24 protein-coding genes and 1 pseudogene are annotated in these 26,513 nt (G+C 63.5%); 6 read left to right on the top strand and 19 right to left on the bottom strand.

The genetic code is table 11. The features are described from left to right. Positions 1 to 16: 16 nt before the first annotated feature. Positions 17 to 850, bottom strand: a complete 834-nt coding sequence (locus NMB38_RS02985; RefSeq protein ID WP_027915201.1) for an HTD2 family dehydratase — start codon at positions 848 to 850, stop codon at positions 17 to 19. Positions 851 to 1,018: 168 nt separating this feature from the next. Here NMB38_RS02985 and NMB38_RS02980 point away from each other — a divergent pair, with 168 nt between their 5' ends. Together NMB38_RS02980 and NMB38_RS02975 are read left to right on the top strand one after the other, a co-directional pair. Beyond that, positions 1,019 to 1,906 (top strand): LysR substrate-binding domain-containing protein, encoded by an 888-nt coding sequence (locus NMB38_RS02980; RefSeq protein ID WP_027915202.1) that lies wholly within the window; start codon positions 1,019 to 1,021, stop codon positions 1,904 to 1,906. Positions 1,907 to 2,027: 121 nt separating this feature from the next. Then, positions 2,028 to 3,881 carry a DEAD/DEAH box helicase gene (locus NMB38_RS02975; RefSeq protein ID WP_345956544.1) on the top strand — a complete coding sequence of 618 codons (1,854 nt, stop codon included), beginning with the start codon at positions 2,028 to 2,030 and terminating at the stop codon, positions 3,879 to 3,881. A gap of 210 nt (positions 3,882 to 4,091) precedes the next feature. On the opposite strand, the gene NMB38_RS02970 is transcribed toward NMB38_RS02975, so the two are convergent. The 7 genes from NMB38_RS02970 to NMB38_RS02940 all read right to left on the bottom strand — a co-directional run bounded on the left by NMB38_RS02970 (position 4,092) and on the right by NMB38_RS02940 (position 12,010). Further along, complete coding sequence (locus tag NMB38_RS02970; RefSeq protein WP_104925759.1) at positions 4,092 to 6,485, bottom strand: TonB-dependent siderophore receptor; 2,394 nt, start codon at positions 6,483 to 6,485, stop codon at positions 4,092 to 4,094. A 121-nt stretch (positions 6,486 to 6,606) separates the two neighbouring features. Then, the gene (locus NMB38_RS02965; RefSeq protein WP_049696665.1) at positions 6,607 to 8,550 is read right to left on the bottom strand and encodes a response regulator; all 1,944 of its coding nucleotides are present in this window, start codon (positions 8,548 to 8,550) and stop codon (positions 6,607 to 6,609) included. Further along, positions 8,547 to 9,389, bottom strand: a complete 843-nt coding sequence (locus tag NMB38_RS02960) for a sensor histidine kinase (protein ID WP_028687124.1) — start codon at positions 9,387 to 9,389, stop codon at positions 8,547 to 8,549. The genes NMB38_RS02965 and NMB38_RS02960 overlap by 4 nt, the downstream gene beginning before the upstream one ends. After that, a complete protein-coding gene (locus tag NMB38_RS02955) occupies positions 9,382 to 10,401 on the bottom strand; it encodes an ATP-binding protein (RefSeq protein ID WP_181420247.1) in 1,020 nt (339 codons plus the stop codon). The genes NMB38_RS02960 and NMB38_RS02955 overlap by 8 nt, the downstream gene beginning before the upstream one ends. Continuing rightward, complete coding sequence (locus tag NMB38_RS02950) at positions 10,392 to 10,796, bottom strand: anti-sigma regulatory factor (RefSeq protein WP_242810070.1); 405 nt, start codon at positions 10,794 to 10,796, stop codon at positions 10,392 to 10,394. Before NMB38_RS02950 ends, NMB38_RS02955 begins: the two co-directional genes overlap by 10 nt. Further along, entirely contained in the window at positions 10,793 to 11,155 is a 363-nt protein-coding gene (locus tag NMB38_RS02945; protein WP_027915208.1) for an STAS domain-containing protein, read from the bottom strand. The genes NMB38_RS02950 and NMB38_RS02945 overlap by 4 nt, the downstream gene beginning before the upstream one ends. Before the next feature lie 3 nt (positions 11,156 to 11,158). After that, positions 11,159 to 12,010: an STAS domain-containing protein gene (locus NMB38_RS02940; RefSeq protein WP_059183414.1), complete on the bottom strand. Its 852-nt coding sequence runs from the start codon at positions 12,008 to 12,010 to the stop codon at positions 11,159 to 11,161. Between the two features lie 305 nt (positions 12,011 to 12,315). On the opposite strand from NMB38_RS02940, the gene NMB38_RS02935 reads away from it, so the two are divergent. Next, entirely contained in the window at positions 12,316 to 12,795 is a 480-nt protein-coding gene (locus NMB38_RS02935; RefSeq protein WP_042139356.1) for a hypothetical protein, read from the top strand. Between the two features lie 66 nt (positions 12,796 to 12,861). On the opposite strand, the gene NMB38_RS02930 is transcribed toward NMB38_RS02935, so the two are convergent. The 9 genes from NMB38_RS02930 to NMB38_RS02890 all read right to left on the bottom strand — a co-directional run bounded on the left by NMB38_RS02930 (position 12,862) and on the right by NMB38_RS02890 (position 21,966). Then, the gene (locus NMB38_RS02930; protein WP_110607062.1) at positions 12,862 to 13,680 is read right to left on the bottom strand and encodes a hypothetical protein; all 819 of its coding nucleotides are present in this window, start codon (positions 13,678 to 13,680) and stop codon (positions 12,862 to 12,864) included. 256 nt (positions 13,681 to 13,936) lie between these two features. Then, positions 13,937 to 15,328 carry a GABA permease gene (gene gabP, locus NMB38_RS02925; RefSeq protein ID WP_028687127.1) on the bottom strand — a complete coding sequence of 464 codons (1,392 nt, stop codon included), beginning with the start codon at positions 15,326 to 15,328 and terminating at the stop codon, positions 13,937 to 13,939. A 348-nt stretch (positions 15,329 to 15,676) separates the two neighbouring features. Beyond that, positions 15,677 to 16,438, bottom strand: a complete 762-nt coding sequence (locus NMB38_RS02920; protein ID WP_345956543.1) for an ABC transporter ATP-binding protein — start codon at positions 16,436 to 16,438, stop codon at positions 15,677 to 15,679. Continuing rightward, positions 16,435 to 17,496: a FecCD family ABC transporter permease gene (locus NMB38_RS02915; RefSeq protein ID WP_111475486.1), complete on the bottom strand. Its 1,062-nt coding sequence runs from the start codon at positions 17,494 to 17,496 to the stop codon at positions 16,435 to 16,437. Before NMB38_RS02915 ends, NMB38_RS02920 begins: the two co-directional genes overlap by 4 nt. Further along, a complete protein-coding gene (locus tag NMB38_RS02910; RefSeq protein WP_027915213.1) occupies positions 17,493 to 18,608 on the bottom strand; it encodes an ABC transporter substrate-binding protein in 1,116 nt (371 codons plus the stop codon). The genes NMB38_RS02915 and NMB38_RS02910 overlap by 4 nt, the downstream gene beginning before the upstream one ends. Positions 18,609 to 18,736: 128 nt before the next feature. Further along, positions 18,737 to 19,747, bottom strand: a complete 1,011-nt coding sequence (locus tag NMB38_RS02905; RefSeq protein ID WP_088523411.1) for a zinc-dependent alcohol dehydrogenase family protein — start codon at positions 19,745 to 19,747, stop codon at positions 18,737 to 18,739. A gap of 48 nt (positions 19,748 to 19,795) precedes the next feature. Continuing rightward, positions 19,796 to 20,386: an HAD family hydrolase gene (locus NMB38_RS02900; protein ID WP_132578063.1), complete on the bottom strand. Its 591-nt coding sequence runs from the start codon at positions 20,384 to 20,386 to the stop codon at positions 19,796 to 19,798. Next, complete coding sequence (gene tesB, locus NMB38_RS02895; RefSeq protein ID WP_345956542.1) at positions 20,383 to 21,252, bottom strand: acyl-CoA thioesterase II; 870 nt, start codon at positions 21,250 to 21,252, stop codon at positions 20,383 to 20,385. The genes NMB38_RS02900 and tesB overlap by 4 nt, the downstream gene beginning before the upstream one ends. 141 nt (positions 21,253 to 21,393) lie before the next feature. After that, positions 21,394 to 21,966, bottom strand: coding sequence for a GNAT family N-acetyltransferase (locus tag NMB38_RS02890; RefSeq protein WP_027915216.1), 573 nt, complete (start codon positions 21,964 to 21,966; stop codon positions 21,394 to 21,396). Between the two features lie 181 nt (positions 21,967 to 22,147). On the opposite strand from NMB38_RS02890, the gene pmrG reads away from it, so the two are divergent. From pmrG to NMB38_RS02875, 3 genes are all read left to right on the top strand, one after another. Then, entirely contained in the window at positions 22,148 to 22,834 is a 687-nt protein-coding gene (pmrG, locus tag NMB38_RS02885) for a lipopolysaccharide core heptose(II)-phosphate phosphatase PmrG (RefSeq protein WP_242810066.1), read from the top strand. A gap of 110 nt (positions 22,835 to 22,944) precedes the next feature. Beyond that, a complete protein-coding gene (locus NMB38_RS02880; protein WP_027915218.1) occupies positions 22,945 to 23,859 on the top strand; it encodes a histone deacetylase family protein in 915 nt (304 codons plus the stop codon). Between the two features lie 148 nt (positions 23,860 to 24,007). After that, the gene (locus NMB38_RS02875) at positions 24,008 to 25,261 is read left to right on the top strand and encodes a TIGR03862 family flavoprotein (RefSeq protein WP_110607066.1); all 1,254 of its coding nucleotides are present in this window, start codon (positions 24,008 to 24,010) and stop codon (positions 25,259 to 25,261) included. A gap of 91 nt (positions 25,262 to 25,352) precedes the next feature. Here NMB38_RS02875 and NMB38_RS02870 read toward each other — a convergent pair whose 3' ends face one another. Both NMB38_RS02870 and NMB38_RS02865 read right to left on the bottom strand, forming a co-directional pair. Next, positions 25,353 to 26,102 carry an RHS repeat-associated core domain-containing protein gene (locus NMB38_RS02870; RefSeq protein ID WP_081783942.1) on the bottom strand — a complete coding sequence of 250 codons (750 nt, stop codon included), beginning with the start codon at positions 26,100 to 26,102 and terminating at the stop codon, positions 25,353 to 25,355. 153 nt (positions 26,103 to 26,255) lie between these two features. Beyond that, positions 26,256 to 26,417, bottom strand: a pseudogene (locus NMB38_RS02865) (transposase domain-containing protein); the annotation flags it as partial. Between the last annotated feature and the right edge of the window lie 96 nt (positions 26,418 to 26,513).

Raw genomic sequence — 26,513 nt, 5'->3', positions numbered from 1 at the left:
CGGTGCTGAAAGGGGGTCAGTCGAAGGTGACGTCGGCGCTTTGCGCCACGCCGGCAGCGTTGCCGGCCCACAGGCGCGCCTGGCCTGGGCCGTCGAGGCAGCCGCTGAGCTGGAAGGGCGTGGGCAGGGTCAGCGGGCGCAGGCTGCGGTAGCTGTAGCGGCGCAGGCGGGCACCGGGGTTGGCGCGCAGAAAGGCCCGCAGGTTGAGCGTCGCGATCAGGGGGCCGTGCACCACCAGGTCCGGGTATCCCTCGGTGGCGGTGACATAGGGGTAGTCGTAATGGATGCGGTGGCCGTTGAAAGTGACCGCCGAATAGCGGAACAACAGGGTCGCGGTGGGCGTGACGGTTTCACCCCAGGTGCCGGTTTCACAAGGCTCGCCCGTGCTCGCCTTGGGCGGGGTCGGCTCGCGGTAGACGATGTCCTGCTCTTCGCGGATGCACAGCTGGTCGTGCTGGGTGTAGTCATGGCGCACCGTCACGAACAGCAAGGCGCCGCTGCGGCCGTGTTTCTCCTCGATGTGCAGGATGGTCGAGGTACGCTGCGCCTCGCCGCCGACCACCAGCGGGGCGATGAACTCGACCCGGCCACCGGCCCACATGCGGTTGCGCCCGTCAGCCGGCGGCAGAAAGCCCCCGCGTGCCGGGTGCCCGTCGGTGCCCAGTTGCGCTTCGGGTACAGGGTCTTGAAAGAAGCACCAGGTCCACAGCGGCGGCAACGCCTCGCCATGGGCCGGGGCGGTCTCGCCGAACGTCGCCGCGATGCGCTGCACCAGGTTGCGGCTGAGCACATCCCAGGCGTGCTCGGTGCGGCCGAGCCAGGGGCTGTAATCAAAGGGCGTAGTGGGCATGGGTGGGCCTCTGGAATTGTTGTTATGGCAGGCCGCTTGCAGGCGCGTCATCGACGCTGCGCAGGCGACAGGGACGATCATGCGAGCCTGTCGCGCATTCTGTGAATTTGCATTTCCATAACCCGGCGTTCATAAATGCCGAACGCCTTCCCTACCCAGGACTTGCCCATGCACTTCGATCTGGCTGACTTGCGCCTGTTCATCCACATCGGCGAATCTCCCAGCCTGACCCAGGGCGCCCGCCGTGCCCACCTCTCCCCGGCCGCCGCCAGTGCGCGTATCAAGGCGCTGGAAGCGCAGCTCGACACACGCCTGCTGTACCGCGACAGCCGCGGCGTCGAACTGACCCCGGCCGGGCACACGCTGTTGACCCACGCACGCCTGGTGATGCGCCAGGTCGATTACCTGAAGGCGGAGTTCACTCAGTTCGGCGGCGATTCGGCGGGGCATATCCGCATCTTTGCCAACACCACGGCGGTGACCGAGTTTCTGCCCGAGGTGCTGGCAGGCTTTCTGGCGCAACGGCCGGGTGTCACGGTCGACCTGCAGGAACGCCTGTCCCGCGACATCGTGCGAGGCGTGCTCGATGGCAGCACCGACATGGGCATCATCGCCGGCCCTGTGGAGGCCAGCGGCCTGCAGGTGATGCACTTCAGCACCGATCGGCTGGTGCTGATCGTGCCCGCCGGCCACGAGCTGGCCAACCGCCGCCAGGTGACGTTGAAACAGACCCTGGCCTACCAGCACATCGGGCTGCACGACGGCAGCACCCTGCTGACCTTTCTGCGCGACCAGGTCGAGCGCATGGGTGAAACCCTGGCCCTGCGTATCCAGCTGTCGGGTTTCGAGGCCATCTGCCGCATGGTCGAGGCAGGCGTGGGCATCGGCATCATTCCCGAGTCATCCGCATCGCGCCACAGCCACACCATGAACCTGGTGACCATCGCCCTGGACGAACCCTGGGCCGAGCGCGAACGCAGCATACTCGTCCGGGAGCTGGAGGCCCTGCCGGGGACGGTGCGCGCATTGATCAAGACGTTGATGCCTGCGAACTAGGCAAGCCATTACGCTCGGGTTATCTGACCGTCAGATCGGGTGCAGGACAGTGGTTCAGATTTGCACTGCAGAAGGATAAATCCTACTGTGGCGCGTCGTTTTGGATATGGACAATAAGGATATGGCCCAAATCATCCCAACACTCGGCGCGTGCCGTTTCGACTCGCCCGGGGAAAAACGCCTGGCTGAGCGCCTCGAAAAGAAACTCCCCGATGACTGGTTATGCTGGTTCAACGTGCCGGTTGGCCCAAAGGGGCTGCAGCCGGACTTCGTCCTCCTGCACCCTGAAGTGGGCTTGCTCATTCTCGAGGTCAAGGACTGGAAGCTGAGCTCGCTGAAAGAGGTGACGATCAACGAGGTCATCAAGCTCGAGCACGGTCGCGAAGTCACCGTCATCAACCCCATGGCGCAGGCCCGCAAGAACGCGTTCGAAACGAAGGAAACGCTGGAAAAGGACCCCGCGCTGACCCAGAAGCCAGGCTCTATCCGAGCGGGCAAACTGTTGATGCCCTACACCTGGGGCGTCGTGCTGCCAGAGATGACGCGCAAGGAATTCACCTCGCTGCAAGCCGGCTCGGCCTTGCAAAGCGTGCGTGTCATCTGCAAGGACGAAATGTTCGAAACCGTGGATGCAGGCCTGTTCGAACAACGTTTCAAGGCCATGTTCGTGCAGCACTTTCCCGTGGCGCTGTCGGACGAGCACCTGGACCGCGTGCGTTACCACCTGTTCCCGGAAATCCGCCTGAACCCGGCACGTGCCCAGTTCGGGCTGTTCGGTGAGCAGGAGGCGCCCATGCCCAGCCTGATCAAGGTCATGGACCTGCAGCAGGAGCAACTGGCGCGTTCCATGGGCAGTGGGCACCGGGTGATTCACGGCGTGGCCGGCAGCGGCAAGACCATGGTCCTGGTGTACCGCAGCCTCTACCTGGCGCGCACCTCCAGCAAGCCGGTACTGGTGTTGTGCTACAACAAGACCCTCGCAGCGCGCTTGAACCAAGTGCTCAAGGCGCACCAGCAAGACGTTCAGGTAGTGGCCATGAGCTTTCATGCCTGGTGTCGCAAGCTGCTGACCGATGCGCAGCTGCCCATCCCTCAACTCCAGGGGCAGAAGTTCTTCCAGGCGCTCGAAGACGATGTGCTCAAGCACATGGCGGACGGCAAGCTGGACGCTGATCGGTATGCCGCGATCCTGATCGATGAGGGCCACGACTTCAAACCGGAGTGGTTCCGCCTGGTCGTTCACCAACTCGACCAGGAGCAGGAAAACCTGCTGGTGCTCTACGACGACGCCCAGGCCATCTACCGCGGCAAGGCCACCCTTGCCTCGAAGATGACATTCAGCTTCGCCAGTGTAGGGATCAAGGCGTCAGGGCGGACCACCATCTTGCGCATCAACTACCGCAATACGCTGGAAGTGCTGTCGGTCGCGCATGCGTTTTCCAAGGATTTGCTCAGCGCCCGCGATGCCGAAGACGACCATATCCCGGTACTGGCCCCGCAAAGCGCAGGCCGGCGCGGCGACTTGCCGCAACTGCTCAGCCACCCTGGGCTTGTACAGGAAGCCCAATGCCTTGTCGCCCGGCTTGAGCATGAGCAGGCAAACGGCCGGGCCTGGCAAGACATGGCCGTGATCTACCGAGAAGGTTTCCAGGCCACCTGGGTCGAGGACACACTCAAGGCCGCGGGCATCCCGTACACCAGCGCCAAGACCGTTTCCAAACGCAACGCGCTGTATGGCGAGAACACGGTGAAAATCGTGAGCATGCATTCGAGCAAGGGGTTGGAATTCGGGTTCGTGGTGATTCCGCGCTTGCACGAGATGCCGGTGCAGGGCGAAGACGAAGCCGATGAGATGCGCTTGCTGTATGTAGCCATGACCCGCGCCGTGGACAGGCTGGTGATGACCCATCAGACCTACTCCGGATTCACCGAACGCCTGCAGGAGGCAGTGGCTCAGGTTCAAGCGAGCCTTTAGCTGCTTGATAGTGCGGGACTAAGGGTTGCGCGGTATTAGTGGACGCGGCCTCGCCGGGATGCCGGACCGGCCGCGATGGGCCGCGAAGCGGCCCCAACATTTCAGCTCCACATTAGAGCTCAAGGCCTACCGTGCGGCTCACAACGGCCAGACTGCACAGGCCATCGATTGCAGCCTCTACAGACACTGCTCAGCCCCCCAAATAATGGCTTACCAGCTATAACTCACCCGCGCCGTCACCTCACGCCCCGGGTTGTAATAATCAGCCGTCCCCGAGCCCACCACGTGCTGTTCATCGAACAGGTTGCTCACGTTCACCGCCAGGTCGGTGCCCTTGGCGATCTGGTACTTGAATGCCGCATCGAACAACGTGGTGCCGTCGGTCTTCTTGGTGTTGGCCGCATCCATGTAGTAAGCCCCCACGTACCGTGCGCCCAGCCCGACACTCACGTCGGTCGCCGGAATGTCGTAGTACGTCCACAACGAAGCCGAGTGCTTGGGTGCGGTGGCAAAAGCGTTGCCCTTGAGCGAAGAGCCGTCATACAGCGACCCGCGTTTCACGTCGGTGTCCATGTACGAATAGGCGCCAATCACGCTGATATCAGCCGTCACCTGGGCCTTGGCTTCCAGGTCCAGGCCGCGTGCGTGGGACTCACCGACGGTTTGCTGTTCGATGATGCCGCTGGGCAGTACCACAGCGATGGTGACGTTTTCCTGGGTCAGGTCATACACCGCAGCGGAGAACATCGCGTCCATGCCGATGGGCGAGTACTTCACGCCCACTTCGTACTGCTTGCCGGTTTGCGGGGTGACGCCCACCTGGGGTGGGGACACCGACTCCACCATGCTCACGTACGTCGACACTTCGTCGTTGACGATGTAGGTGAGCGCCGCGCGATACGAGGTTTCCGACAAATCGTCGCTCTGCTTGGCGGCCCCACCCACGTACTCGGTGCTGGACAGATCCATGGAGTCATTGCGCACGCCAGCGGTGGCGATGACGCGGTCGTAGAACGAAAGGTTCTGCTGCATGAACACAGCCTTGGTGGTCACGTCCTGCTTCTTGCGGCTGTAGGGCTCGATGCCACGCGGCACGCCGGTGAACACCGGGTTGGCGATGTCGATCGGGGTGGCGAGGCTATAGACCGAGCGCTGCTTGGTCGAGGAGTCGAGGTACTCCACCCCCACCAGGGTGCTGCTGTCGATGTGCTCGAACTGCGCATCGTATTGCAGCATCAGGTTGCCGTTGAGCTGGTCGGCGTCGCTGTCGGTGCCGAACACATAGCGCGGGATGGTCGTGCCCACCCGCGATGGGCTGTCGCTCAAGTAGGCGTAGCCAAAATCGTCGGTCAGTTCGCTGTAGCGCAGGTTGCCACGCAATACAAAGCCGTTGTCGAAGTCGTGGGTGATGTTGCCGGACAGGCTGGTGCGCTCCACATCGTGGAAGTTGTAGCCGGGCTCGCCGAAGAACTTGCTGCGGTCGTACTCCTTGTCCAGCGGGTAGCCACCGCTGTTGGGCGAGCTGTTGGTCTTCAGGTAGTCCAGCACCACGGTGGCCGAGGTGAAGTCGCTCGGTGCCCAGGTCAGCCCGCCCATCACCAGGCGGCTGTCGTCCCGGGAATGGTCGTACTCACGGTCGCTGTCCTGCAGCTTGGCCGTGAAGCGCCCCGCCACGGTGCCGCCTTCGTTGAGCACATCGCCCACATCGATGCCGGTCTCGGCATGGTCGTACGAACCGTAGGTCACGTAGCCCTGGCCGAAGCGCTCGAACCGTGGCTGTTTGGTCACGAAGTTGACCGAGCCGCCTGGGTCGGCGGGGCCGAACAGGGTGGAGTTGGCGCCGCGAATGATCTCGATACGCTCGTAGGCGTAAGGGTCTTCGCGCACGCCACGCATGGAGCTGAGCGTCAGGCCGTCACGGTAGGTGGTGGCCTGGAAGCCGCGAATCTGGAAGTAGTCGTTACGGTCGTCCGACCCATAGAAGTCGCTGATCACCCCTGGGGTGTACTGCAGCGCTTCTTCGGTGGTGCTGACGCTGCGCTGCTCCATCTCCTTGCGGGTCACCACCGATACCGACGCCGGGGTATTGAGGATGCTGGTCGCGACCTTGCCCCCCACCCAAAGCTCCTTGGCCACGACCGAGTTGATGTCGTCGTCGGCGCTGGCCTTGACCTTGGCGTTGACGATCACCGGGGCCAGGCGGTAGTCCTCGGTGGCGCCCAGCTCCAGCGGGCCGGTGGGCTTGGGCTGGGGCAGCAACAGGTAGGCGTTGGGGCCTTGCTGTTCAGATTGCAGGTCACTGCCCTGCAACAGCGAAGACAAGGCCGCTGCGGTACCCAGCGAGCCCTGGACGCCCGGCGTCGTCTGGTGGGCCACGCTTTGCGCGTCATACGAGAGGCTGATGCCGGCTTCCCTGGCAAAACGATCGAGCGCTGGCGCCAGCGGGCCTGCCGGAATGTTCCACTGCTTGAGCGGGCTGCTGCTGTCAGTGGCCGCAGGCTGGGCCAGGGCTGGCAGGACATGGCTGCCTACCACGAGCCCGAGCAAGGCGCCACGCAGGGCTCGGTTCAGGGGGTGGCGCGGTGAAACCGGGGTAGAACTCATTCTCTCGCTCCGTAGCGTATCGGCGGGCGGCCTGTATTCCGGCCTTCCCTACCTGCCGAACGAGAATGAGAAAACACCTCATTTATTTTCAGATTAATTAACTTCGGTTGTAGGTTGGGTCCTACACCTTACCGATGGCCTGCCTCACTTTGCCCAGCAGCTCACCCATACGGAACGGCTTGATCAGCATGTCCATGCCATCGCCGAGAAACGCCTGCCGGTCCAACGCGGCATCGGCATAGCCGGTCATGAACAGCACAGGCAGTTCGGGCCGGTAGCCACGGGCAAGGTCGGCCAGCTCTCGGCCGCTGAGCGTTGGCAGGCCAACGTCGGTCAGCATCAGGTCCAGGCTCGGGTCGTCGCGCAGGTATTCCAGCGCCTGGTCGGTGGTCGAAGCCAGTGTGCAGTGGTAGCCGGCATCGGCCAGCGCTTCGGCCACCGACAGCCGCACCGAGGCCATGTCCTCGACGATCAGCACATGCTCGCCGTTACCCTGTAGATCGAGCCCACGCTCGCGCACCACGGGCACGGCTGCCTGCGCGCTGGCCGGCAGCATCAGCGCCACTTCGGTGCCCTGCCCCACCACGCTGTTGAGCATCACGTGGCCGCTGGACTGCCGGGCGAAACCATAGATGGTCGACAACCCAAGGCCGGTGCCCTGCCCGACGGGCTTGGTGGTGAAGAACGGGTCGAACACCTTGTCCAGCAACTCAGGTTCGATGCCGGTGCCGTTGTCGCGCACGCTGACCATCACATAGGGGCCGTCGGCAAGATTGGGGTTTTCCTGGGACCAGATGGCGGCCGTGTCGAGCCAGATCCGCCCGCCCTTGGGCAGCGCGTCGCGGGCGTTGATCACCAGGTTGAGCACCGCGCTTTCCAGCTGCACCGGGTCGACCAGGGCGATGGCCGGTTGGGTGGAGAGGTTCAGGGTCAACGTGATGCGCTCGCCAATGGTGCGGGTCAGCAGTTCTTCGAGCGAGCGCACGTGGCGGTTGACGTCCACCGGCCGGGTGTCCAGCGGTTGCTGGCGAGCGAAGGCCAGTAGCCGATGGGTCAGCGAAGCCGCGCTGTTGGCCGAGCTGAGCGCAGCTTCGGCATAGCGCGGCACTCTGTCGACACGGTTCTCGGCCACCCGTTTGCAGATCAGTTCGAGGCTGGTGATGATGCCGGTCAGCAGGTTGTTGAAGTCGTGGGCGATGCCGCCGGTCAAGCTGCCCAGTGCCTCCATTTTTTGCAGTTGCACCAGCTGCGCCTCGGTGCGTTCGCGCACGGCCACTTCATGGGCCAACTGGCTGGTCGCGTCGTCCAGCCGGGCCAGGTGCGAGCGTTCGCGGTGACGGTGCTCGGTGATGTCCTCGACGAACACCAGGCACAAACCCGGCGCCTGATACGGCGAAAGCTGCCACTCGGTCTCGCGTACATGGCCATGCACCTGCATGCTCAAGGTGCCCTGCCAGCGCTCGCCAGCCATGAGGTGCTCGCGCAGGCTGGCCAGCGCCGCCTCCTGCCCATCGGCGAAGCAGTCGTGCAGCTGCTCGGGGTGGCGGTTGTCCTGGATCAGGTAGCTGAACGCCTGGTTGCATTCATGCACCTTCAGCTGGGCGTCCATCACGGCAATCGGCGCCGACACACTGGTGAAAATCTCGCGAAAGCGTGCCTCGCTCTGGCGCAATGCGCGCTCGGTGTCGCGCACGCGCAGCAAGGTGCGCAGGGTGGCCAGCAGCACGTCCGGGTCGACGGGGTGAATCAGGTAGGCATCGGCGCCAGCGTTCAGCCCGGTGATGATGTCGCCGCTCTGGATCGACGCGGCCGACACATGAATCACTGGCAGCAGCGCCGTGCGTGGGTCCTGACGCAGCAGCCGGACGATGTCGAAGCCGCTCATGTCCGGCAGGTTCACGTCCAGGATCAAGGCGTCGATCTGGCTGTCGCGGATCAGCGCCAGGCCCTCGCCGCCCGTGCCGGCCTCCAGTACCTGGTACCCGTGCACCGCCAACCGCCTGCGCATGGCGTAGCGGGTGGCAACGTTGTCATCGACGATCAGCAAGCGCACATCGGCATTCATTCAGTGCTCTCCGGGGCGAGGGCAAGCGGGATCACCACGAAGAAACAGGAGCCGACGCCCGGCTCGCTCTCGACGCCCACATGACCTCCCAGCAGCTCGGCAAAACGCTTGCACAGCGACAGGCCCAGGCCCGTACCGCGCAAGCGTTTCTGCAACGGCGAGTCCACCTGGGCGAAGTCTTCGAACAGGGTACCCAGCAGCTCCGGTGCAATGCCGATACCCGTGTCGCTCACGGCGAAACGGATACTGTCATCGCCTTCCAGGCAGGCGGAAATACGCACTTCGCCCTGTGAGGTGAACTTCAGGGCATTGGAAATGAAGTTGCGCAGAATCTGCGCCAGCTTCTTGTCATCGGTGTACAGCCGCGGCAGGCCGGCATGTTCTTCGAAGATGAGGTCCACGGCCGTGGCATCGACGATGGGCCTGAACATGCCTCGCAGGGCGGCGAACAGGTCGAACATGTCGAACCAGGCCGGCGAAATGGTGATGCGACCGGCTTCGATCTTGGCCAAGTCGAGCAAGTCGTCGACCATGTCGGACAGCTCGCGGGTAGCGGTACTGATGAAGGTGACCTGACGGTGCTGTTCCGCCGACAACGGCCCGTCGAGCTCGTCGGTCAGCAGGCCGGTGATGCTCAAGATCGAGCCCAGCGGGGTGCGGAACTCATGGCTCATGTAGGACAGGAAGCGGCTTTTGAGGTCCGAGGCCTGGCGCAGGTGCTCAGCCTGGGTATCCAGCTCGGCATACAGCGCCAGCACACCCTGGTTGGTTTCATCCAGCTCGGCGCGCAAGGCGTCGTTCTCGGCTTGCAGGCGGGCAATCAGTGCGGCATCAGCCATTGGGCAGCTCCAGGTCGATGACAAGTACGGTGACATCGTCCCGGCCTCGGCAGAAGTCGCGGTGTAGCACCGCAGCGATCACGGCCGGATGACGGTGCACCAGGCCAGGGTAATCCTTGAGGTTCCACCGGGACTGCAGGCCATCGCTGTACATGATCAACACATTTCCGTTCAGATCAGCGTAGTCGAACACTTGGGTTTTTCTGAATTGCCCGCCGACGATGCCGGGCATTGACGCCAGGCCTCGTGATTGGCTGCCATTGACCAGGCTCGCGCCGATGTTGCCGATGCCGGTGTAGCTCAGCCGTGCATTGCAGCCGTCGTAGTGCGCCAGGGCCACGGCGCCACCGCGTGTGCCTGCCATCGCCTGGTGCATGGCCAGAAGCTGCTGCTGCGGGTGGGCGAACGGTGCCTGTGCGAACACTGCCGCGCCCGCCTGGGCTGCCGCTTCGGCTTCGCTGCCATGCCCCAGCCCGTCGATCACCAGGGCGCTCACGCGCTGCCCATCGAATGTCAGGTGCCAGGTGTCGCCGCAGGCTGGGTCGCCATTGAGGGCATGCTGGCTGACGCCGAAGCGCAGGTCAGTACCTGGGTCATTCTGGGCATACAACCGCGCCAGGACCACGGCTCCCCGGGTATCGGCATAGACGTCGAAGACTTGAGCCTGGCGGGCGATGGCGCCCAGGCCAATGCCTTGGGTACCCGCCGACGAATAGCCGTCGGCCAGGCAGGCTTGGGCATCGAACCCTTGGGCGCGATCGAGGGTGAGCACTTCGATGCCAAACCTGCCGTCACCGCGCGGCAGCGCCCGCAGATGAAGCTCGCCGTGCCCGGCATGCTTGAGCACGTTGGTGCACAGCTCGGTCACCACCAGCGCGACACGTCCGGCGTCCGTTTCGTCATGACCGTGGGCCTGAGCAAGTTTTTGCGCGATCCGTCGAGCGTGGCCAACGTCACTGGGGTCAGCCAACGGTACGACGCAGGTCTGGCTGGCAGCGATGCTCACGCCCATCGTGTGATCGTCACACGGGTACCCTCGCCAGGCGCGGTATCCAACTCGAACTCATCCACCAGGCGCCGCGCGCCGGTCAGGCCCAGGCCCATGCCAGCGCCCGAGGTCCAGCCGTCGGTCAACGCCAGGCCGATATCGGGAATGCCGGGGCCTTCGTCACGAAAATGCAGGCGCAGGCCCACGCGACCGAAGTCCTCCAGCACCTGCCAGTCCATGTCGCCGCCACGGCCGTAGACCACGGTGTTGCGGGCCAGCTCGCTGACGGCGGTGACCAGCTTGGTCAGGTCGACCAGGCGCATGCCGCACTCGCCCGCCAGCTTGCGGGCCAACTGGCGCGCAAGGACTACATCCTGCTCGATGCGCACCGGCAGGCTACCGCTGTCGCGCACATTCATTTGCGGGTCACACGCTGACGCAGCACTTGCATGCCGCGTTCCACATTCAAGGCCGTACTTACCCCAGGCAACGTCAGGCCCAGTTCCACCAGGGTGATGGCTACGGCAGGCTGCATGCCGACCACCATGGTCTCGGCGTCCATGATGCGTGACAGGCCCGATATGCTGGCGATCATGCGCCCGATGAACGAGTCGACCATGTCCAGTGCCGAGATGTCGATGAGTACGCCGCGGGCGGAGGTGCTGCTGATGCGGTCGGTCAGGTCTTCCTGCAGGGTGAGGGCCAGTTGGTCATGCATGTCCACCTGGATGGTCACCAGCAGGAATTCCCCCATCTGCAGGATCGGGATACGCTCCATGGCTCAGGCTCGCTGGCCGAGGTCGCTGCCCACGCGGGTCAGGGCCAGCTTCAGGGCATCGGCCAGGTTAGCCTTGGTGGTCAGGGTGCCAAGGTCCAGGCCCAGGTGCACGATGGTCTGGGCGATCTGCGGGCGGATGCCGCTGATGATGCAATCGGCGCCCATCAGGCGAATGGCCGTCACGGTCTTGAGCAGGTGCTGCGCCACCAGGGTGTCCACGGTGGGCACGCCCGTGATGTCGATAATGGCGATTTCCGAACCGGTGTCGACGATGCGCTGCAGCAGCGACTCCATGACGGTCTGGCTGCGCTGGGAGTCGAGGGTGCCGATCAATGGCAAGGCCAGCACACCGTCCCACAGTTTGACCACCGGCGTGGACAGCTCCAGCAGTTCTTCCTGCTGGCGGCGAATGACGTTTTCACGGCTAGTCTGGTAAGTGCGCATGGTGTGCATGCCCATGCTGTCGAGCAGCTCGGACACGCGCCAGAGTTCCTCGGCCAGCGTGGCCGGGTCGGCGCTGTAGTGCGATTGCAGCAAGGCGAACAGCGGACGCTTCAGGGCGTAGATGAAGTACACGGCCTGGTGGGAGTCATGGCCCATCTGCGCGCGCGATGACGACAGCTTTTCGAGGAACCGGCGTACGGCCTCCCAATCGGCGGCTGCCAGGTTGGCGCCACCTTGGCCCTTCAAGCCCTGCACCAACAGTTGCAGGAACTCGCGTGTCTCTTGGGCCAGCACCTGTTCCTTGACGTTGCGCGTGGCACCGTTGGCTTCCAGGCCTGCCAACCACTGGGTCAGCAACTGGTCCTGGTTGTTTTCGACCGCGTCCAACGTACTGCTTTGCAGTGCTGCCATGTATCTGAGCTCCTGTGGTGAAAGCGGGCACCTTCACGCTATGACCGGGTGTTTTGTGAGTGACAGTTACTGGCCGGAATAGTTGTCCGGGTGGCGCATTTAATTGCATTAGGCCATCCGATGGTAGTCCATTGCTCAAAGAAATTTGGCAGGTTGGATCAAGGGCAGGCGAGTGCGCCGTGAGCACCGGACCAAAGCATGGGTGGCCTGCCTCTTCACGCCATGGCCGGTAGCGTCCCTGGCGCCTTGAAACCATTGGTGACCCCGGCACTCAATAGGGGCTACCCACCAGAAGGAACTGATGCATGAACACGACTCGCCTGATCCTGCCCCTGCTTGCCAGCCTTGCTGGCGTGGCCACCGCTCACGCTGAAAACCTCGATCAAACCGAGGCTCTCACGCGTATCGGCCAAGTTCTGACGTGCAAGCGCGTGGTCTCACCCGAGCAGTTCGATGCACTGGTCACGGCGGCCAAGGGCCAGGCCACCGTCCAGGCGTCGGAGCTGTCGGACGCTGAGTACTCGCTGGCGCAGCCAGTGAAGGTCTACGGCCAACCGATCACGCAGCTGACGGTACATGCTGCCAGTGACGGCGAAGGTGACTTCAACGAGTTTTCGGGGATGTTCAAGGGCCAGCGCGTCGAGGACATCGCCAAGCTGAGCGGCATCGGCAAGGATGACCTGGGGCATTACACCCAGGAAGTTGGCAACCACGATGTGTCGTTGCGGGGCGAGTCGGGCAGTACCTACGTTGCCTGCACGCAAGACAAGCGCCCGGCGCAGTAGGCTGATCGCCTCGCCGCCCAGCGCCTATGAGCTGCCAGCCCTGCAAGGCTGGCATTCCCGCCTGCCCTAGTACAGACGTGTGCAGCTCATGGACGTGATCTTCATGGGCACTACGTAACGCGTAAAGTCACTGGTGTTGACCGAAGGCGGCTTGCGCCGCAGGTCGACGGCAGCTTGCGGCTCCAGCAACGCTTCACACTTGATGGATTCACCAAGGTCAGTCTGTCGCCTGACGGCGGTGGCCCGCATCTGGACGCCATCGGCAGGATCGCTGAACACCACCGGTGCCGGAGCTGGCGTTGCCCTGAGGGCGTAGTCCTCACTTTTGCCCTGGCCCAGGAACCCGAGGGTGACAAACGGTGTGCCTGCCTTGTCATAGCGGGGGATGACACCTACTCGCGTTTTAAACTGCTTCTGCGCGGCGAGCTGCCCAATGACCCGGCGCGTGAGCGAATCCCAATAGGGGTGATGGGGGCCATCCAGTTCGCCGACAGGGGCTGCGCGGTCGTAGGGTTTACCAATCGCCTTGAGGTCCTGCTGCCTGGCCAGGTAGCGAATCCTGCAGCTGTCGTCGATCTTGGTCGCGAGTGGTTTGCCGGACTTGGCGCTGTAGAACAAGGCTGCAGTGCACTCGGCGTCGAACCTGCCGCCCAGGTAGAGGTACTCGCCACTGCTCGAGGGCAAGGTGGCAATCAAGTCCAGCTCACTGCCAGCACTGCCAGCAATTCCGTTGGCCATGGCCGAAGGCATCATCGATGTCAGTGAGCTGACCGTGTCGTCGGAAAAACGAACCTTGGTACGACCGTCGGGCATTTGCTCGGTCGTGACGCAGCCGGTCAGGGCCATGGCGGCCAGCATGGGCAGGAGGAATCTACACAGGGTCATGGGGACGTATCCTTACTCTGGAAAATCGAAGCAGGCGCAGCGAGAAAAGCGCCTCACATCCGTGTCGTTGACAGCGACGCCCAGACGGGCGAGGCGCGATTTTCCATCATTCGGTAGGGGGGTGCCAGTGTGTATGCTCGGCCGGTTTGGCCGGGCCATTGGATGCGTCGGCCGCAAAGCGGCCCCAGCACCCTGAGTTGCGAAGCTGATAACCCTGAGGCCGCATCGCAGCCTCGAGGCTCCAGCAAAGCTCATCTCAACCCAACGACCGCGCCCCCACAGGCTGCGCATGACCGCGTGTCGTCACGATACCCAGGAAGGAAATCAGGATCGCAAGCCCCAGCGTGGCGCTCACTTCCGCCCGGTGCTCGGGCGTGTACATCATCACCGCCAAGGCCAGGGCAATGAAGATGATCACCGCCCAGGTCAACCAGGGGAACAGCCACATGCGGAACTTGAGCTCAGTATTCTCCCGCTCAAGACGGCGACGCATGCGCAGTTGGGAGATGGCGATGACCATGTAGACCAGCAGCGCGATGGCACCTGAGCTTGCCAGCAGGAACTCGAACACGCCCTTGGGTGCGAAGTAGTTGAGCACGGCGATGGATGCACCGATCAGGGTGCTGCCGAACACCGCAGCACGGGGTACGCCGACCTTGGACGTGTGTTTGAGCATTGCCGGCGCATCGCCACGCTTGGCCAGCGAATACATCATGCGCGAGGCGATGTAGATCGAGGAGTTCATGCAGCTGGTGACCGCTACCAGCACCACCAGGTCGACCAGCAAGGCCGCATTGGGGATGTTCATGATTTCCAGTGCACGCTGATACGAGCCCACCACAGCCAACTGTGGGTCGTTCCACGGCACGACGGAAATGATCACGAAGATGGAGAGGATGTAGAAGGTACTGATGCGCCAGATGACCGAACGGGTGGCCTTGGCGATGTTGCGCGAAGGATCGCTGGATTCCGACGCCGCGATGGTCACCGCCTCGGTACCGATGAAGCTGAACATCACGGTGATGAACGCGCCCACCACCGCCGCCCAGCCATTGGGCGCAAAACCGCCATGCTCGGCAATCAGCCCACTCAAACCGCTGACTTCACGGTTGGGCAGCCACCCCATCAGCGCCGCGAAGCCGAGGCTGATGAAGGCAAGGATCGCAGTCACTTTCAAAATGGCGAACCAGAACTCGAACTCACCGTACTTGGCCACACTGAACAGGTTGGTACCTGCCAGCAGCAGCACCGACGCCAAGGCGAATATCCAACTGTCTATCTGCGGGAACCAGGCGTTGAGCACATGCCCTGCCGCCAGGGCTTCGATGGGAATGACCAGCACCCAGAACCACCAGTACAACCAGCCGATGGTGTAGCCGGCCCAGCGGCCGATGGCCTGGTCGGCGTAGGTGGAAAAGGAACCGGTATCGGGGTGCGCGACGGCCATTTCGCCGAGCATACGCATGACCAGGACGACCAAGGTCCCGGCCACGAAATAGGAGATTATGGTAGCCGGGCCGGCTGCCGCAATGGCGTGGCCCGAGCCGACGAAAAGTCCGGCGCCGATGATGCCGGCGATGGACAGCATCGTTACATGACGTGGCTTGAAACCTTGTGCAAGGTTGCCATCAGATCCCACGGTGTTCATTGATGTTGTTCTCTTTTTGCTGACACAAGGATGGACGGGCAGGCGTAGGCGAAAATAGCTCCTTGAAGGGTTCAGGTCGACAGGTTGCTTGCGCTCTGTTGTTGATCTTTGCAGCGCATCACAAGGCAACGTGCCAGTGGGGGTCGGGCTTCATTTAAGCCCCGCAGGGATGAGGGAAATTACACGAGAACGCCCCGGAACTGTTCGATCACGACAGCGCTTTTGTGCAAGCGACAAATGTCGCGATTGGCATGTCCGAACGCGCCATCAACGCCAATGACGCTTCTGTTTTTCATTCGAGTGTGTTGCACCCGCTACCTGTCCAGCATGTAGCGGGTGGCGCGGGCATCAGGCCAAGGCGTGGTCGACCAGCACTTGCAGCCGCCCCTGGGAACAGCGCTCGACCCGCGCCTGGACGCCATACACCTGCGCCAGCAGGTCGGGCACCAACACATCCTGCGGCGTACCACTGGCGACCACCCTGCCCTCGCGCAGCACCACCAGCCAGTCGGCATGGCTGGCAGCCAGATTGATGTCGTGCAGCACCGCCACCGCCAACAGGCGATGCACCTGCACGCGCTCACGCACGGCGTCCATGACCCGCAATTGATAATGCAGGTCAAGCGCGCTGGTGGGCTCGTCGAGCAGCAGCACCTGCGGGTTGCGCGCCAGCAACTGGGCCAGCGCCACCAATTGCCGTTGCCCACCGGACAAGCTGTCCAGCGAGCGCTGGGCCAGGTGCTCGATACCCAGCTGGCGCAGGGCCGCAAAGGCCTGGCCCAGCAGGTCGTCCGCGCTGCCTACGCGAAGTGCCGCCATGATGCTTTCCAGCACGCCGAGGGCAATGCCGGGGGGCAACTGCTGGGGCATGTAGGCTAGCCGTCGAGCGCGCTCGGCAAAGGCCAGGCGGGTCACGTCCTGGCCATCCAGGCGCAGGCCGCCACGCATGCGTTCGAGCCCTGCCAGGGCCCTGAGCAGCGTGGACTTGCCCGCCCCGTTGGGCCCCACCAGCGCCACCAGGCTGCCTCCGGGCAAGGCAGGCAGGCTGACCTCGTGCAGAATCTGCCGCGCACCGTAGGCGACCGAAACCTTGTCGATCACCAGGCTCACAGCTTTCTCCCCCGCCGGAACACCAGCGTCACGAAAATCGGTACCCCCACCAGGGCGGTGACGATGCCGACCGGCACGATGACGCCTGGCATGATCAGCTTGCTGGCAATGGAGGACAACGACAGCATCAGTGCGCCCACCAGCGCGCTGGCCGGCAGCAGGAACCGCTGGTCTTCACCCACCAGCAAGCGCGCAATGTGCGGCCCGACCAGGCCGACGAAGCCGATGGTGCCAACGAATGCCACGGCGGTTGCCGACAACAGGCTGATGCGCAGCAGCGAGGCAAAACGCAGCCGCCGGGTGTCCACACCGAAGCTGCGCGCCCGGTCCTCGCCCATGCGCAGCAGCGTCATCGAAGGTGCCGCCCGCAGCGAAAACGGCAACACCAGCGCCACGACCAGCGCCAGAATGCCGAGTTTGTTCCAATCGGCCCGAGCCAGGCTGCCCATGGTCCAGAACACCAGTTGCTGCAATACGTCTTCGGTGGCCAGCAGTTGCAACAGCGACACCAGGGCATTGCAGCTGAACACCAGGGCGATGCCGAACAGCACCAGGCTCTCCACGCCCGCCCCGCGAAGCCGCGACATGGCCTGCAACAACACCACCGACAGGCAGGCGAAGACGAAGGCCATCACCGTCACCTGCACCCCCGCCGTCATCCAGGCGATGCTGAGCGGGTAGGCGATGGCAAGCGAAGCCCCCAGTGCCGCTGACGAGGACACCCCCAGGGTAAAGGGGCTGGCCAGCGGGTTGTCGAGGATTGCCTGCATCTCGGCCCCTGCGAGCGACAGTGCCGTGCCCACCAGCACCGCCATCAGCGCGTAGGGCAAGCGTACGTTCCAGATGATCACCCGCTCCGTGGCGCTGAGCGTGGCCGGGTCGAACAGGCCTTGCACCAGTCGCCCCAGGCTCATCCCCGACGCACCGCTGGCCAGGTCGCTCAAGACCGAAACCAGCAACAGCACGGCCAGCCCGGCAACCAGCCCGGTACGCCGCCACAGCAGCCGGCGGTAGTGCCAGGCGGCCTGTTGCACGCCTGGCAGCGCCTGTGCGGTCACTGGGCGTCGACCCAGTACTGACCGTCCAGCCCTACCTTGAGCATGCGGTTGATCTCGGCCATGGTCGCTTGCGGGTCGATGTCCTTGAACCGCTCCGGGTGCACCCAGCGCGCCATCGCTTCAATTGCAAGGATGTTGAACGGCGAGTTGTAGAAGTCATGCCACAAGCCATGGGCCTGGCCGGCCTGAATGGGCCGCAAGGGGGCGAATTCCGGGCGGGCGGTGATCTTCGCCAGGCTGTCCCGGGCCGTTTTTTCGGAAACCCCGGCCCCCAGCAGTACGCCGGGGGCGCGGTTGCCGGTGGCGATATAGACGTCGGGGTCGGCTTGCAGCACGTACTCGACGCTCACATCGCCCAGCGCACCGGGCACCACGTCGGCACCGATGTTATGGCCACCCACCGCCTGGACCACACTGCCCAAGCCGCTTTTGCCAGTGGTATGGCCAGGCGCTTGCCACACCCCGGCCAGCAATTCCAGAAACACCTTGGGCCGCTCGCTTTCCTTGATGCCAGCCACGCCCGCTTTCACCTGCTCCAGGTGACGGTCGTACAGGTCGAGGTACTGCTGCGCCTGCTGTTCACGGCCTAGCAGCGTACCCAGCGCCTGCATGCTGACGTGGGTATTGCGCATGGGGTGCACACGAAAATCGATGAACAACACCGGCACGCCGGCCTTGGCCAGCAGATCGGCCACCGGGCTGTGCTGGGTCGGGCCTTCGCCGGCGATGCTGAAAATGGCCAGGTCAGGCTTGAGCGACAGGATCTGCTCGGCGCTCACGCTCTGCTCGGAGGCCTGCCCTATCAAGGGCAGCTTGGCGATCTGCGGGTACTGCCGGGCGTAGACCTCATAGGTATGCGGGTCCAGCAAGCGCATGTCGTTCTGCCAGCCCACCACGCGCTGGAAGGGGTTATCACGGTCGAGCAGCGCCAGGGCGAAGAACAAACGCCCCTCGCCCAGCACGATACGTTGCGGGGCGTGGTCAAGCTCGACGGTACGCCCCAGCACATCGGTAACTTGCAGGGCTTGGGCGGTGTGGGCAAAGCCGAGGCAGGACGCCAGCAGCAGCAAGGCAGGCAGCAGGCGCTGCCGCAAACGGGGGAACAGGCACATCGGGGCGTCCTCTTGAAGAGAGAATCAGTCGCAACGGAGCCGGGCATTCTAGCCAGCCGCCTGTACTCCCGATGTGCGCGAATGTATTGGTCTGGTCGCCAGCCATTACATCCCGTTACCCCAAGGCGTTACCAGGTCAGGCAGATCTTGCCGAAATGGCGGTTGCTTTCCTGATAGCGAAACGCATCGACGATGTGTTCGAGCTCGAAGTGCTTGTCCACCACCGGGCGCAGGCCGTTGGCCTCGATGGCCCGGACCATGGCCTGCTGCTGGGCACGGCTGCCTACCAGCACACCCTGCAGGCGGATCTGCCGCACCAGGGCCTGCACCAGCGGCAGCTGCCCCGCCACACCGGTCAAAATGCCGATCAGCGAGACATGGCCCCCGATGCGTGCGGCGATCATCGATTGCTCCAGGGTGGCGGGCCCGCCGACTTCGATCACATGGTCCACCCCACGGTTGTCGGTCAGCTCACGCACCTTTTCGCCCCAGGCCGGCGTGCGCGTGTAGTTGATCACGTGGTCGGCGCCCAAGGCCTTGAGCCGCTCGAGCTTGGCATCGCTGGAAGAGGTGGCGATCACCGACGCACCGGCCAGCTTGGCGAACTGCAGGGCAAAGATCGACACCCCGCCGGTGCCCTGTACCAGCACCGTGTCACCGGGCTTGAGGTGATCGTCGCTCATCAGCGCGCGCCAGGCGGTAAGCCCGGCGGTGGTCAAGGTCGCGGCCTCGGCGTGGCTGAAGCCCTTGGGCGCGCGGGTGAAGGCCGTGGCCAGCGCGGTCACATGGCCACGGGCATAACCGTCCAGGCCATCACCCGGCACCCGGGCAAAGCCCTCGACATTGGCCTCACCATCCAGCCAGTCAGGGAAGAAGGTGCTGACCACGCTGTCACCGACCTGAAAGTCGCTGACGCCGCTGCCCACGGCGATCACCTCGCCAGCACCGTCGGCCATCGGGATGCGCCGTTCGGCTGGGCCCCACATGCCGCTGACCACGGCGAAGTCGTGGTAATTGAGGGAGCTGGCATGCAAGCGTACGGTGATTTCACCCACGCCTGGGGCAGTGGCCTCGCAGGTGCCGACCTCGACCTTGTCGTAGCCGCCGCCGGGTTGAACGTAGATCGCCTTGCTGCTCATGGTCGAGTGCTCCATCTGTAAAAAGGAAAGTGGTCGGCGAGCGTGGGGTCAGCCCAGCATACGCTTCAAGGCATGACAGTCGGGCGCATGTCGGTCAGCAAGGCCCGGCCAGGCGTCGTCCGGCTGGTTCACAAGCACCGTGCCCGCGCCGGCGGCTCGCCCGCAGTCGAGGTCGAAGCGGTGGTCGCCCACCATCACCATCGCCTGCGGCGCGACGCCCCAGGCGCCGGCAATCTTGAGCAGCCCATCCGGGCTGGGCTTGGGCTGCGCTTCGTCACGGCCAAGAATGTGCGCCACCGGAAAACAGTCGGCAAGGCCAATGGCTTGGAGCGTGATGTGTGCCAGTTCGCGGGCATTGCGGGTGAGGATGCCCAGCTGGCAACCACGGCTGGCCAGCTCACGGACCAGCTCCACCGCCCCCTGGGCAGCTTTGGAGGCCAGCGCCAGATGACGCTCGTGCTCCAGCAGCCAGGCATGCTTGGCGGCGGCTTCGTCTGCGGGCAGAGCCGCCAGGTGCGCCAGAATGTCGTCCTTGGGAGGAATGCCCAACTTCACGCGGATAGCGGCAAAATCATGCGCGGCCACGGTCAGGGTGCCGTCCATGTCGAACACCCAATGGCGCACCTGGCCCAGGTTCATGCCCAGTCCTTGCGATGACGGATCAGGCCTTCCTGGCTGGACGAGGCGACCAGTTGGCCGGCCTGGTTGAAGATGCTGCCGCGGCAGAAGCCACGGGCATTGCCAGCCCAGGGGCTGTCGGTGGCGTACAGCAGCCATTCATCAGCCCGCAGGTTGCCGTGGAACCACAAAGAGTGGTCCAGGCTGGCGATCTGCATGTCCCGCTGCCAGACCGACTTGCCATGGGGCAGCATCGATGTGGTCAGCAGTCCGAAATCAGAGGCGTAGGCCAGGATGTACTTGTGCAGCGCAGGGATAGCCGGCAGATTGCCGTCGGCGCGGAACCAGGCGTATTTCACCGGGTCGCCGGGCTTGGGGTTGAACGGGTCACGCTCGGTTACTGGGCGAATCTCGATGGGCTTGGCGCACAGCACCTTGTCGCGGATGCGCTCAGGAAGCTGATCGGCCATGGCGCTGGCCAGTTCCACTTCGGTGGCCAGGTTTTCAGGGCCGACCACATCGGGCATCTGTGCCTGGTGGGTGAACCCGTCCTCGTCGTACTGGAACGAGGCGCTGCAGGTGAAGATCGTCTTGCCCTTCTGAATCGCCGTGACGCGTCGGGTACTGAAACTGCCGCCATCACGCACGCGGTCCACCGAGTACACCACCGGCAGGCTGGCATCGCCCGGGCGCAGGAAGTAGCCGTGCAGCGAGTGCACGTGGCGGGCATCCTCTACCGTCTGGCTGGCGGCCGACAAGGACTGGCCCAGCACCTGGCCGCCATACAGCTGGCGAAAACCCAGGTCCTGGCTGCGGCCGCGGAACAGGTTTTCTTCAATGGCTTCGAGGCTCAACAGGTCGACCAGGTCGTCCAACACATGACTCATCAGGGTTCTCCGTAGACGCAAGACGTGCTCACAAGGCGCCGTGGGCCGGCGCTCGATTCAACCGGCGCGGCCCACGCATGAGCCGCACCGTCCAATAGCGCAAATAATACAGGGTTTGACATCGCCAGCCCCCCTGGCGGTTCACTCGGCCCGCAAGGTCTGCTCCCACCGCGCGCGATCGATCCGATACAGCACATGCGGGCGCAGTGGATGGCCGAGGGCGACACGCGGGTGGTCGAAACTGCCTGCCAGGTCCTGCTCCATGCCGATGGCTTGCATCACCTTCTGCGAGGGCAGGTTGAGGGTGCTGGTAAAGGACACCACCTGCTCGACCTGCAACTGGGCAAACGCACAGCGCAAGCACGTCCAGGCCGCCTCACTGGCAAACCCCAGGCCCCAGTGCCGACGTGCCAGGCGCCAGCCGATCTCGACTGCCGGGGCGAAGGGCGCGTCGAAGTTGACATTGAGCAGGCCCGTCATGCCGATGAAAGCCCCACTGTCCTTGCGCTCAAGCGCCCACAGGCCAAACCCGTACTCATGAAAATGCCCGCGGATGCGGCCGATCAAGGCAGCCGCTTCAAGGCGTGTGAGCGGCGCGGGGAAGTAGCGCATGACCTGGGGGTCGGCGCACAGGGCAGCGAACTCGCGCAGATCCTCGTCCTGCCATTGGCGCAGAATCAGCCGCGCGCTTTCCAGTTCCAGAATGGGGGTCATGGGGTTCGCTCCGTTTTGGCGTGCTGCACTGTACAGCGTAGGCGCAGGCACGACCGCGCACCGGGTAATGAGTAGCCGAATGCATTTTTCACATGCGCTTCACCGGCTGGCAACACGCGGGTTAGCAAAATGCCGCCATCCCTGCCGCGCCCAGCGCGCGGTTTCCCTGTCGGAGCCACCCATGCTGTCGAGCAACACTCTGCCGCCCTACGCAATGCATTCACCGCGCAAGCGATGGCTGCCCCGCAGCACCGTGACCGTCGCCTTGAGCCTGTGCCTGGCCGTGGCGGCATCGACCTCCTGGTTTATGACGAGAACCTCCATCGTGGACCTTGGTAGCGAACAACAACTCAGCAAAAGCGGCCTGCTCCAGGCCTGGGCCAACGGTGCGGTGATCGTCATGATCCGCCATGCCGAGCGCTGTGACAGCGCACCGGGCCCCTGCCTGGGCGACCCGGCTGGCATCACGGTCGCCGGCAGCCAGGCTGCCGGGCGCGTGGGCGAAGGCCTCAAGCACCTGGGGCTGGCCGATGCCGACCTGTTGAGCAGCCCGAAGGTGCGCACCCAGCAGACGGCGCATTTCATTCTGGGGCAGCCGGTGGCCACGCGGGAATGGATCGGCCAGTGCGACGGCGGCTTCGCGGCTCAGGCGCTGGCAGCCAAACGCCCTGAACACAACCTGGTGCTGGTAACCCACAACGGCTGCGTCGATCAGTTCGCTCGCCAGCAGAACGTTACCGGCGGCGAACGGGACAGCGGTTATGCCAGTGCCTTGTTCGTTTCCGTGGACGACAATGGCAAGGCACGCATCCTAGGGCGGTTGAACGCGCCCGAATGGCAGCGCGTGCTGGCCAGCGCCGCACGTTGAAAGTGCCCGTTGCATAGGTGGGCACCGGCTTGCACGCTGGGCTAGCAAAGTTTTCCACAGCCGTTGGCTGTCATGGCAAGATCAAGTCTGTTTCTTGTTGTGGATAACCCATGTCGCTGCCGCTGATCTACCACGAAGACTACAGCCCGGAGTTTCCGCCGGACCATCGTTTTCCGATGGACAAGTTTCGTCTGCTGCACGATCACCTGATCGACAGTGGGTTGACCACCGACCAGGCGTTGCTGCGGCCCGAGATCTGCCCCAATGACATTCTTGCGCTGGCCCACGACCGCCGTTACATCGAGCGCTACATGCACGGCGAGCTATCCCGCGAGGACCAGCGGCGCCTGGGCCTGCCGTGGAGCGAAGCGCTGGCGCGGCGCACCGTGCGCGCAGTCGGGGGTTCGCTGTTGACGGCCGAGATGGCCCTGCAACACGGGGTGGCCTGTCACCTGGCGGGCGGTACCCACCATGCCCACTACGACCACCCAGCCGGCTTTTGCATCTTCAATGACCTGGCCGTGATCAGCCGTTACCTGCTCGAAGCCGGCCGCGTGCACCGGGTGCTGATCTTCGATTGCGATGTTCATCAAGGGGACGGTACCGCGCGCATTCTTGAAGACACGCCCGACGCCATTACCGTCTCCCTGCATTGCGAGCAGAACTTCCCGGCCCGCAAGGCGCAAAGCGACTGGGACATCCCCCTGCCACGTGGCATGGGGGACGACGCTTACCTGCACGTGGTGGATGAGGCGCTCAATTACCTGCTGCCGCTCTATCAGCCTGACCTGGTGCTGTACGACGCCGGGGTCGATGTTCACAAGGACGATGCCCTGGGTTACCTGCAAATCACCGATGCAGGGCTGGCCGCACGTGACGCGCGCGTGCTCGGCCAGTGCCTGGGCCGCGACATTCCGGTCATGGGCGTGATCGGGGGCGGTTACAGCAAGGATCGCAGAGCGCTGGCCAAGCGCCACGGCGTACTTCATCACACGGCGGCCAACGTCTTGCGTTGTGCACAATGACTGTGGAACCGCTTGTGGATAACCTGAGCGAAACAGGCTGTAGCCCTTTAATAGCGCTGCTTGCGCGACATTGATCATTTTTTGATCAGTGCTTGTGAGGGCTGTGCTGCGCTAGAATGCGCATCTTTTCCACAGCCTGCAGCCCATCATGTCCGAAGTAAGTCACCCCGCCCCTCCTGTCGCCGCTGTCATTGGGGGCGGCCCCGCCGGCCTGATGGCGGCTGAAGCCCTGGCACAGGCCGGGCTTTCGGTGGAAGTGTTCGACGCCATGCCTTCGGTGGGTCGCAAGTTTCTGCTGGCAGGCGTGGGCGGCATGAACATCACCCATTCCGAGCCCTACCCTGCCTTCGCGGCGCGGTATGCCGAGCGCCAAAGCGAGGTTGACGGGCTGTTGCGCGACTTTGACGCCAACGCCTTGCGCCAGTGGATTCACGGGCTGGGTATCGCCACGTTCGTGGGCAGCTCGGGCCGCGTGTTCCCAACCGACATGAAGGCCGCCCCGCTCTTACGCGCGTGGCTCAAGCGCCTGCGTGAAACCGGCGTGGTTATCCACAACCGTCATCGCTGGCTGGGCTGGAGCGAGGACGGCGCGTTGCGCATTGCTTATCCACAGGGCGAGCGGCTGGTCCGGCCCGCCGTGGTCGTACTGGCACTGGGTGGCGGCAGTTGGGCGCGGCTGGGATCGGATGGGCGCTGGCAGGCAACCCTGGCTGACCGCGCTGTGGATATCTCACCCCTGCGACCGAGCAATTGCGGGTTCGAGGTCGCGGGCTGGAGTGCGGTGCTCACCGACAAGTTCGCAGGGGCGCCGGTCAAGAACATTGCCCTGAGCGTGCCAGGCCGTGCGCCGCGCAAAGGCGAGTTCATCCTGACCGCCCAGGGTGTGGAAGGCAGCCTGGTCTACGCCTGGTCGGCGCAGGTGCGTGCGGCCATCGAGCAATGTGGCAGCGGTGTGCTGATATTGGACCTGCTGCCGGACAAGCCTGTGGACAAGATTGCCCAGGCCCTGGCACGCCCGAGGGGCTCGCGGTCCATGGCCAAGCACTTGCAAGGGCAATTGGGCCTGGACGGGGTCAAGGCGGCGCTGCTGCGCGAGCTGACCGACCCGGCCACATTCGCCGACCCGCCAGCCCTTGCCCAGGCGATCAAGGCCCTGCCGATCACGCTGGTGCGCACTCGTCCCTTGGACGAAGCGATCAGTAGTGCCGGCGGGGTGCGTTTCGAAAGCCTGGATGAGGGGCTGATGATAAAGCACATGCCAGGGGTGTTCTGTGCGGGCGAGATGCTGGACTGGGAAGCGCCAACAGGCGGGTATCTGCTGACTGCCTGCTTCGCCAGCGGGCTGCGGGCCGGTCGGGCAGCGGCGGCGTGGGTGGGGCGGCAGGGGAATACGACGGGCTGATCGCAGGTTTCACAGGCCTGTCCTCGCTTTGTGCAATCGGGGCTACTCAAGCCCCGGCTGTGCCACCAGCTGCTTACCTTGCAATGAGTGATCAACGCATTCCAGGCTGCCCTTTGCGGATTGCGTCGTTCAACCCAGGCAGTCGCAGATCCTGTTTCGAATAATCGGTCTTGCCTGAATCGTTGACCATGATCATGTTGCTATCCGGTACAGGTTTTCCATTTACCACTTTGATATGGGTAGGGTTCACATCCTTCAACGTAAAGCCTGCTTCGATGAAACCGAAATCTTTCAACCGATACAAACCCACCTTGTCATTGGCAACGAGATACTCACTTATGAACAGAGATTGGTCCTCGTTAACATAGAAAGAACCACTCGTGGGAGCATCTGGGTCAGCACGCTCTAGCGGTTGGCCATTTGCCACTTTCACACGAAACCTGTTAATACGTTCACCCTCGGGCTTTGAGGAGTCGTAAGAGAAGCCCTTCAGCCGAAGTTTTCTATTTTCGATCTTGTTCCAAACAGGCTCTAGATTACTTTTATACAACTTGAATCGGTTACTCCCTTCAGGATCGTTGAAATTAACCGGATCGTTTTCGCAGTAGGCATACGCGTTCAAGCCTCCCTTTAGGAAAGGACTCAGCGGATCTGGGGTGTAGAAACGCCTCAGCTGGGGTTGGTACATCCTTCTCTTGAGCAGATACCCCCCGGTACTACGGTCCAGTAGCTGGCCGCTGTAAGCCAGTCCATAGAGGCGTGGGGCGCAGCGTTGGTCGCCATAGGGCAAATAGGAGAATGCTTGGCCAGTCCGTGATACCAAGCTTGCTGTATGACACATGAGACACACCTAGTCCTATCGGGGTATCTAATGATGTGCAATGTGCCGGGTGAAAAAAACTGGCAGATTTGTCAGGCCAGGCTCTGTACTGCAAGTAAGGCTGCACGGTCTCTGGAAGTACCGTAAGCGGCCAGCGAACACACCTTGCGCTCGTTAAGCTGGCGTCCACTGATGCGGCAGCAAAGCCTCAATCTCGCTAGCCCACTGTGTTGGCAATCGCGTCAACACGTCCTTGAGATAGGCATACGGATCATGCCCATTCATGCGGGCCGACCGAATCAAGCTCATGATGGCCGCTGTGCGGTAAGCGTCCCGTTAATGCATATTGACTGCTAGCCACAGACCAATGGCCTCCCATTGGCCGTGTACGTGCCTAAGCAAGTCGGTAGACATTGCCCCCGGGGATCACCG

The organism is Pseudomonas sp. FBCC-B35 (assembly GCF_059133755.1).
The sequence above is the reverse complement of the archived record's forward strand: the minus strand, read 5'-3'. Positions and strand labels throughout refer to the sequence as shown.

Coding starts and splice junctions, on each gene's coding strand:
- NMB38_RS02950 (WP_242810070.1), bottom strand. CDS start 10,796: ATGAATGTGCGCGACAGCGGTAGCCTGCCGGTGCGCATCGAGCAGGAT.
- NMB38_RS02905 (WP_088523411.1), bottom strand. CDS start 19,747: ATGAGCAGCAAGGCGATCTACGTTCAACCCGGCGGCGGCTACGACAAG.
- NMB38_RS02945 (WP_027915208.1), bottom strand. CDS start 11,155: ATGGAGCGTATCCCGATCCTGCAGATGGGGGAATTCCTGCTGGTGACC.
- NMB38_RS02910 (WP_027915213.1), bottom strand. CDS start 18,608: ATGTGCCTGTTCCCCCGTTTGCGGCAGCGCCTGCTGCCTGCCTTGCTG.
- NMB38_RS02870 (WP_081783942.1), bottom strand. CDS start 26,102: ATGTGTCATACAGCAAGCTTGGTATCACGGACTGGCCAAGCATTCTCC.
- NMB38_RS02955 (WP_181420247.1), bottom strand. CDS start 10,401: ATGGGCGTGAGCATCGCTGCCAGCCAGACCTGCGTCGTACCGTTGGCT.
- NMB38_RS02940 (WP_059183414.1), bottom strand. CDS start 12,010: ATGGCAGCACTGCAAAGCAGTACGTTGGACGCGGTCGAAAACAACCAG.
- NMB38_RS02930 (WP_110607062.1), bottom strand. CDS start 13,680: ATGACCCTGTGTAGATTCCTCCTGCCCATGCTGGCCGCCATGGCCCTG.
- NMB38_RS02890 (WP_027915216.1), bottom strand. CDS start 21,966: ATGACCCCCATTCTGGAACTGGAAAGCGCGCGGCTGATTCTGCGCCAA.
- NMB38_RS02980 (WP_027915202.1), top strand. CDS start 1,019: ATGCACTTCGATCTGGCTGACTTGCGCCTGTTCATCCACATCGGCGAA.
- NMB38_RS02900 (WP_132578063.1), bottom strand. CDS start 20,386: ATGAACCTGGGCCAGGTGCGCCATTGGGTGTTCGACATGGACGGCACC.
- gabP (WP_028687127.1), bottom strand. CDS start 15,328: ATGAACACCGTGGGATCTGATGGCAACCTTGCACAAGGTTTCAAGCCA.
- NMB38_RS02965 (WP_049696665.1), bottom strand. CDS start 8,550: ATGAATGCCGATGTGCGCTTGCTGATCGTCGATGACAACGTTGCCACC.
- NMB38_RS02935 (WP_042139356.1), top strand. CDS start 12,316: ATGAACACGACTCGCCTGATCCTGCCCCTGCTTGCCAGCCTTGCTGGC.
- NMB38_RS02970 (WP_104925759.1), bottom strand. CDS start 6,485: ATGAGTTCTACCCCGGTTTCACCGCGCCACCCCCTGAACCGAGCCCTG.
- pmrG (WP_242810066.1), top strand. CDS start 22,148: ATGCTGTCGAGCAACACTCTGCCGCCCTACGCAATGCATTCACCGCGC.
- NMB38_RS02975 (WP_345956544.1), top strand. CDS start 2,028: ATGGCCCAAATCATCCCAACACTCGGCGCGTGCCGTTTCGACTCGCCC.
- tesB (WP_345956542.1), bottom strand. CDS start 21,252: ATGAGTCATGTGTTGGACGACCTGGTCGACCTGTTGAGCCTCGAAGCC.
- NMB38_RS02880 (WP_027915218.1), top strand. CDS start 22,945: ATGTCGCTGCCGCTGATCTACCACGAAGACTACAGCCCGGAGTTTCCG.
- NMB38_RS02985 (WP_027915201.1), bottom strand. CDS start 850: ATGCCCACTACGCCCTTTGATTACAGCCCCTGGCTCGGCCGCACCGAG.
- NMB38_RS02960 (WP_028687124.1), bottom strand. CDS start 9,389: ATGGCTGATGCCGCACTGATTGCCCGCCTGCAAGCCGAGAACGACGCC.
- NMB38_RS02875 (WP_110607066.1), top strand. CDS start 24,008: ATGTCCGAAGTAAGTCACCCCGCCCCTCCTGTCGCCGCTGTCATTGGG.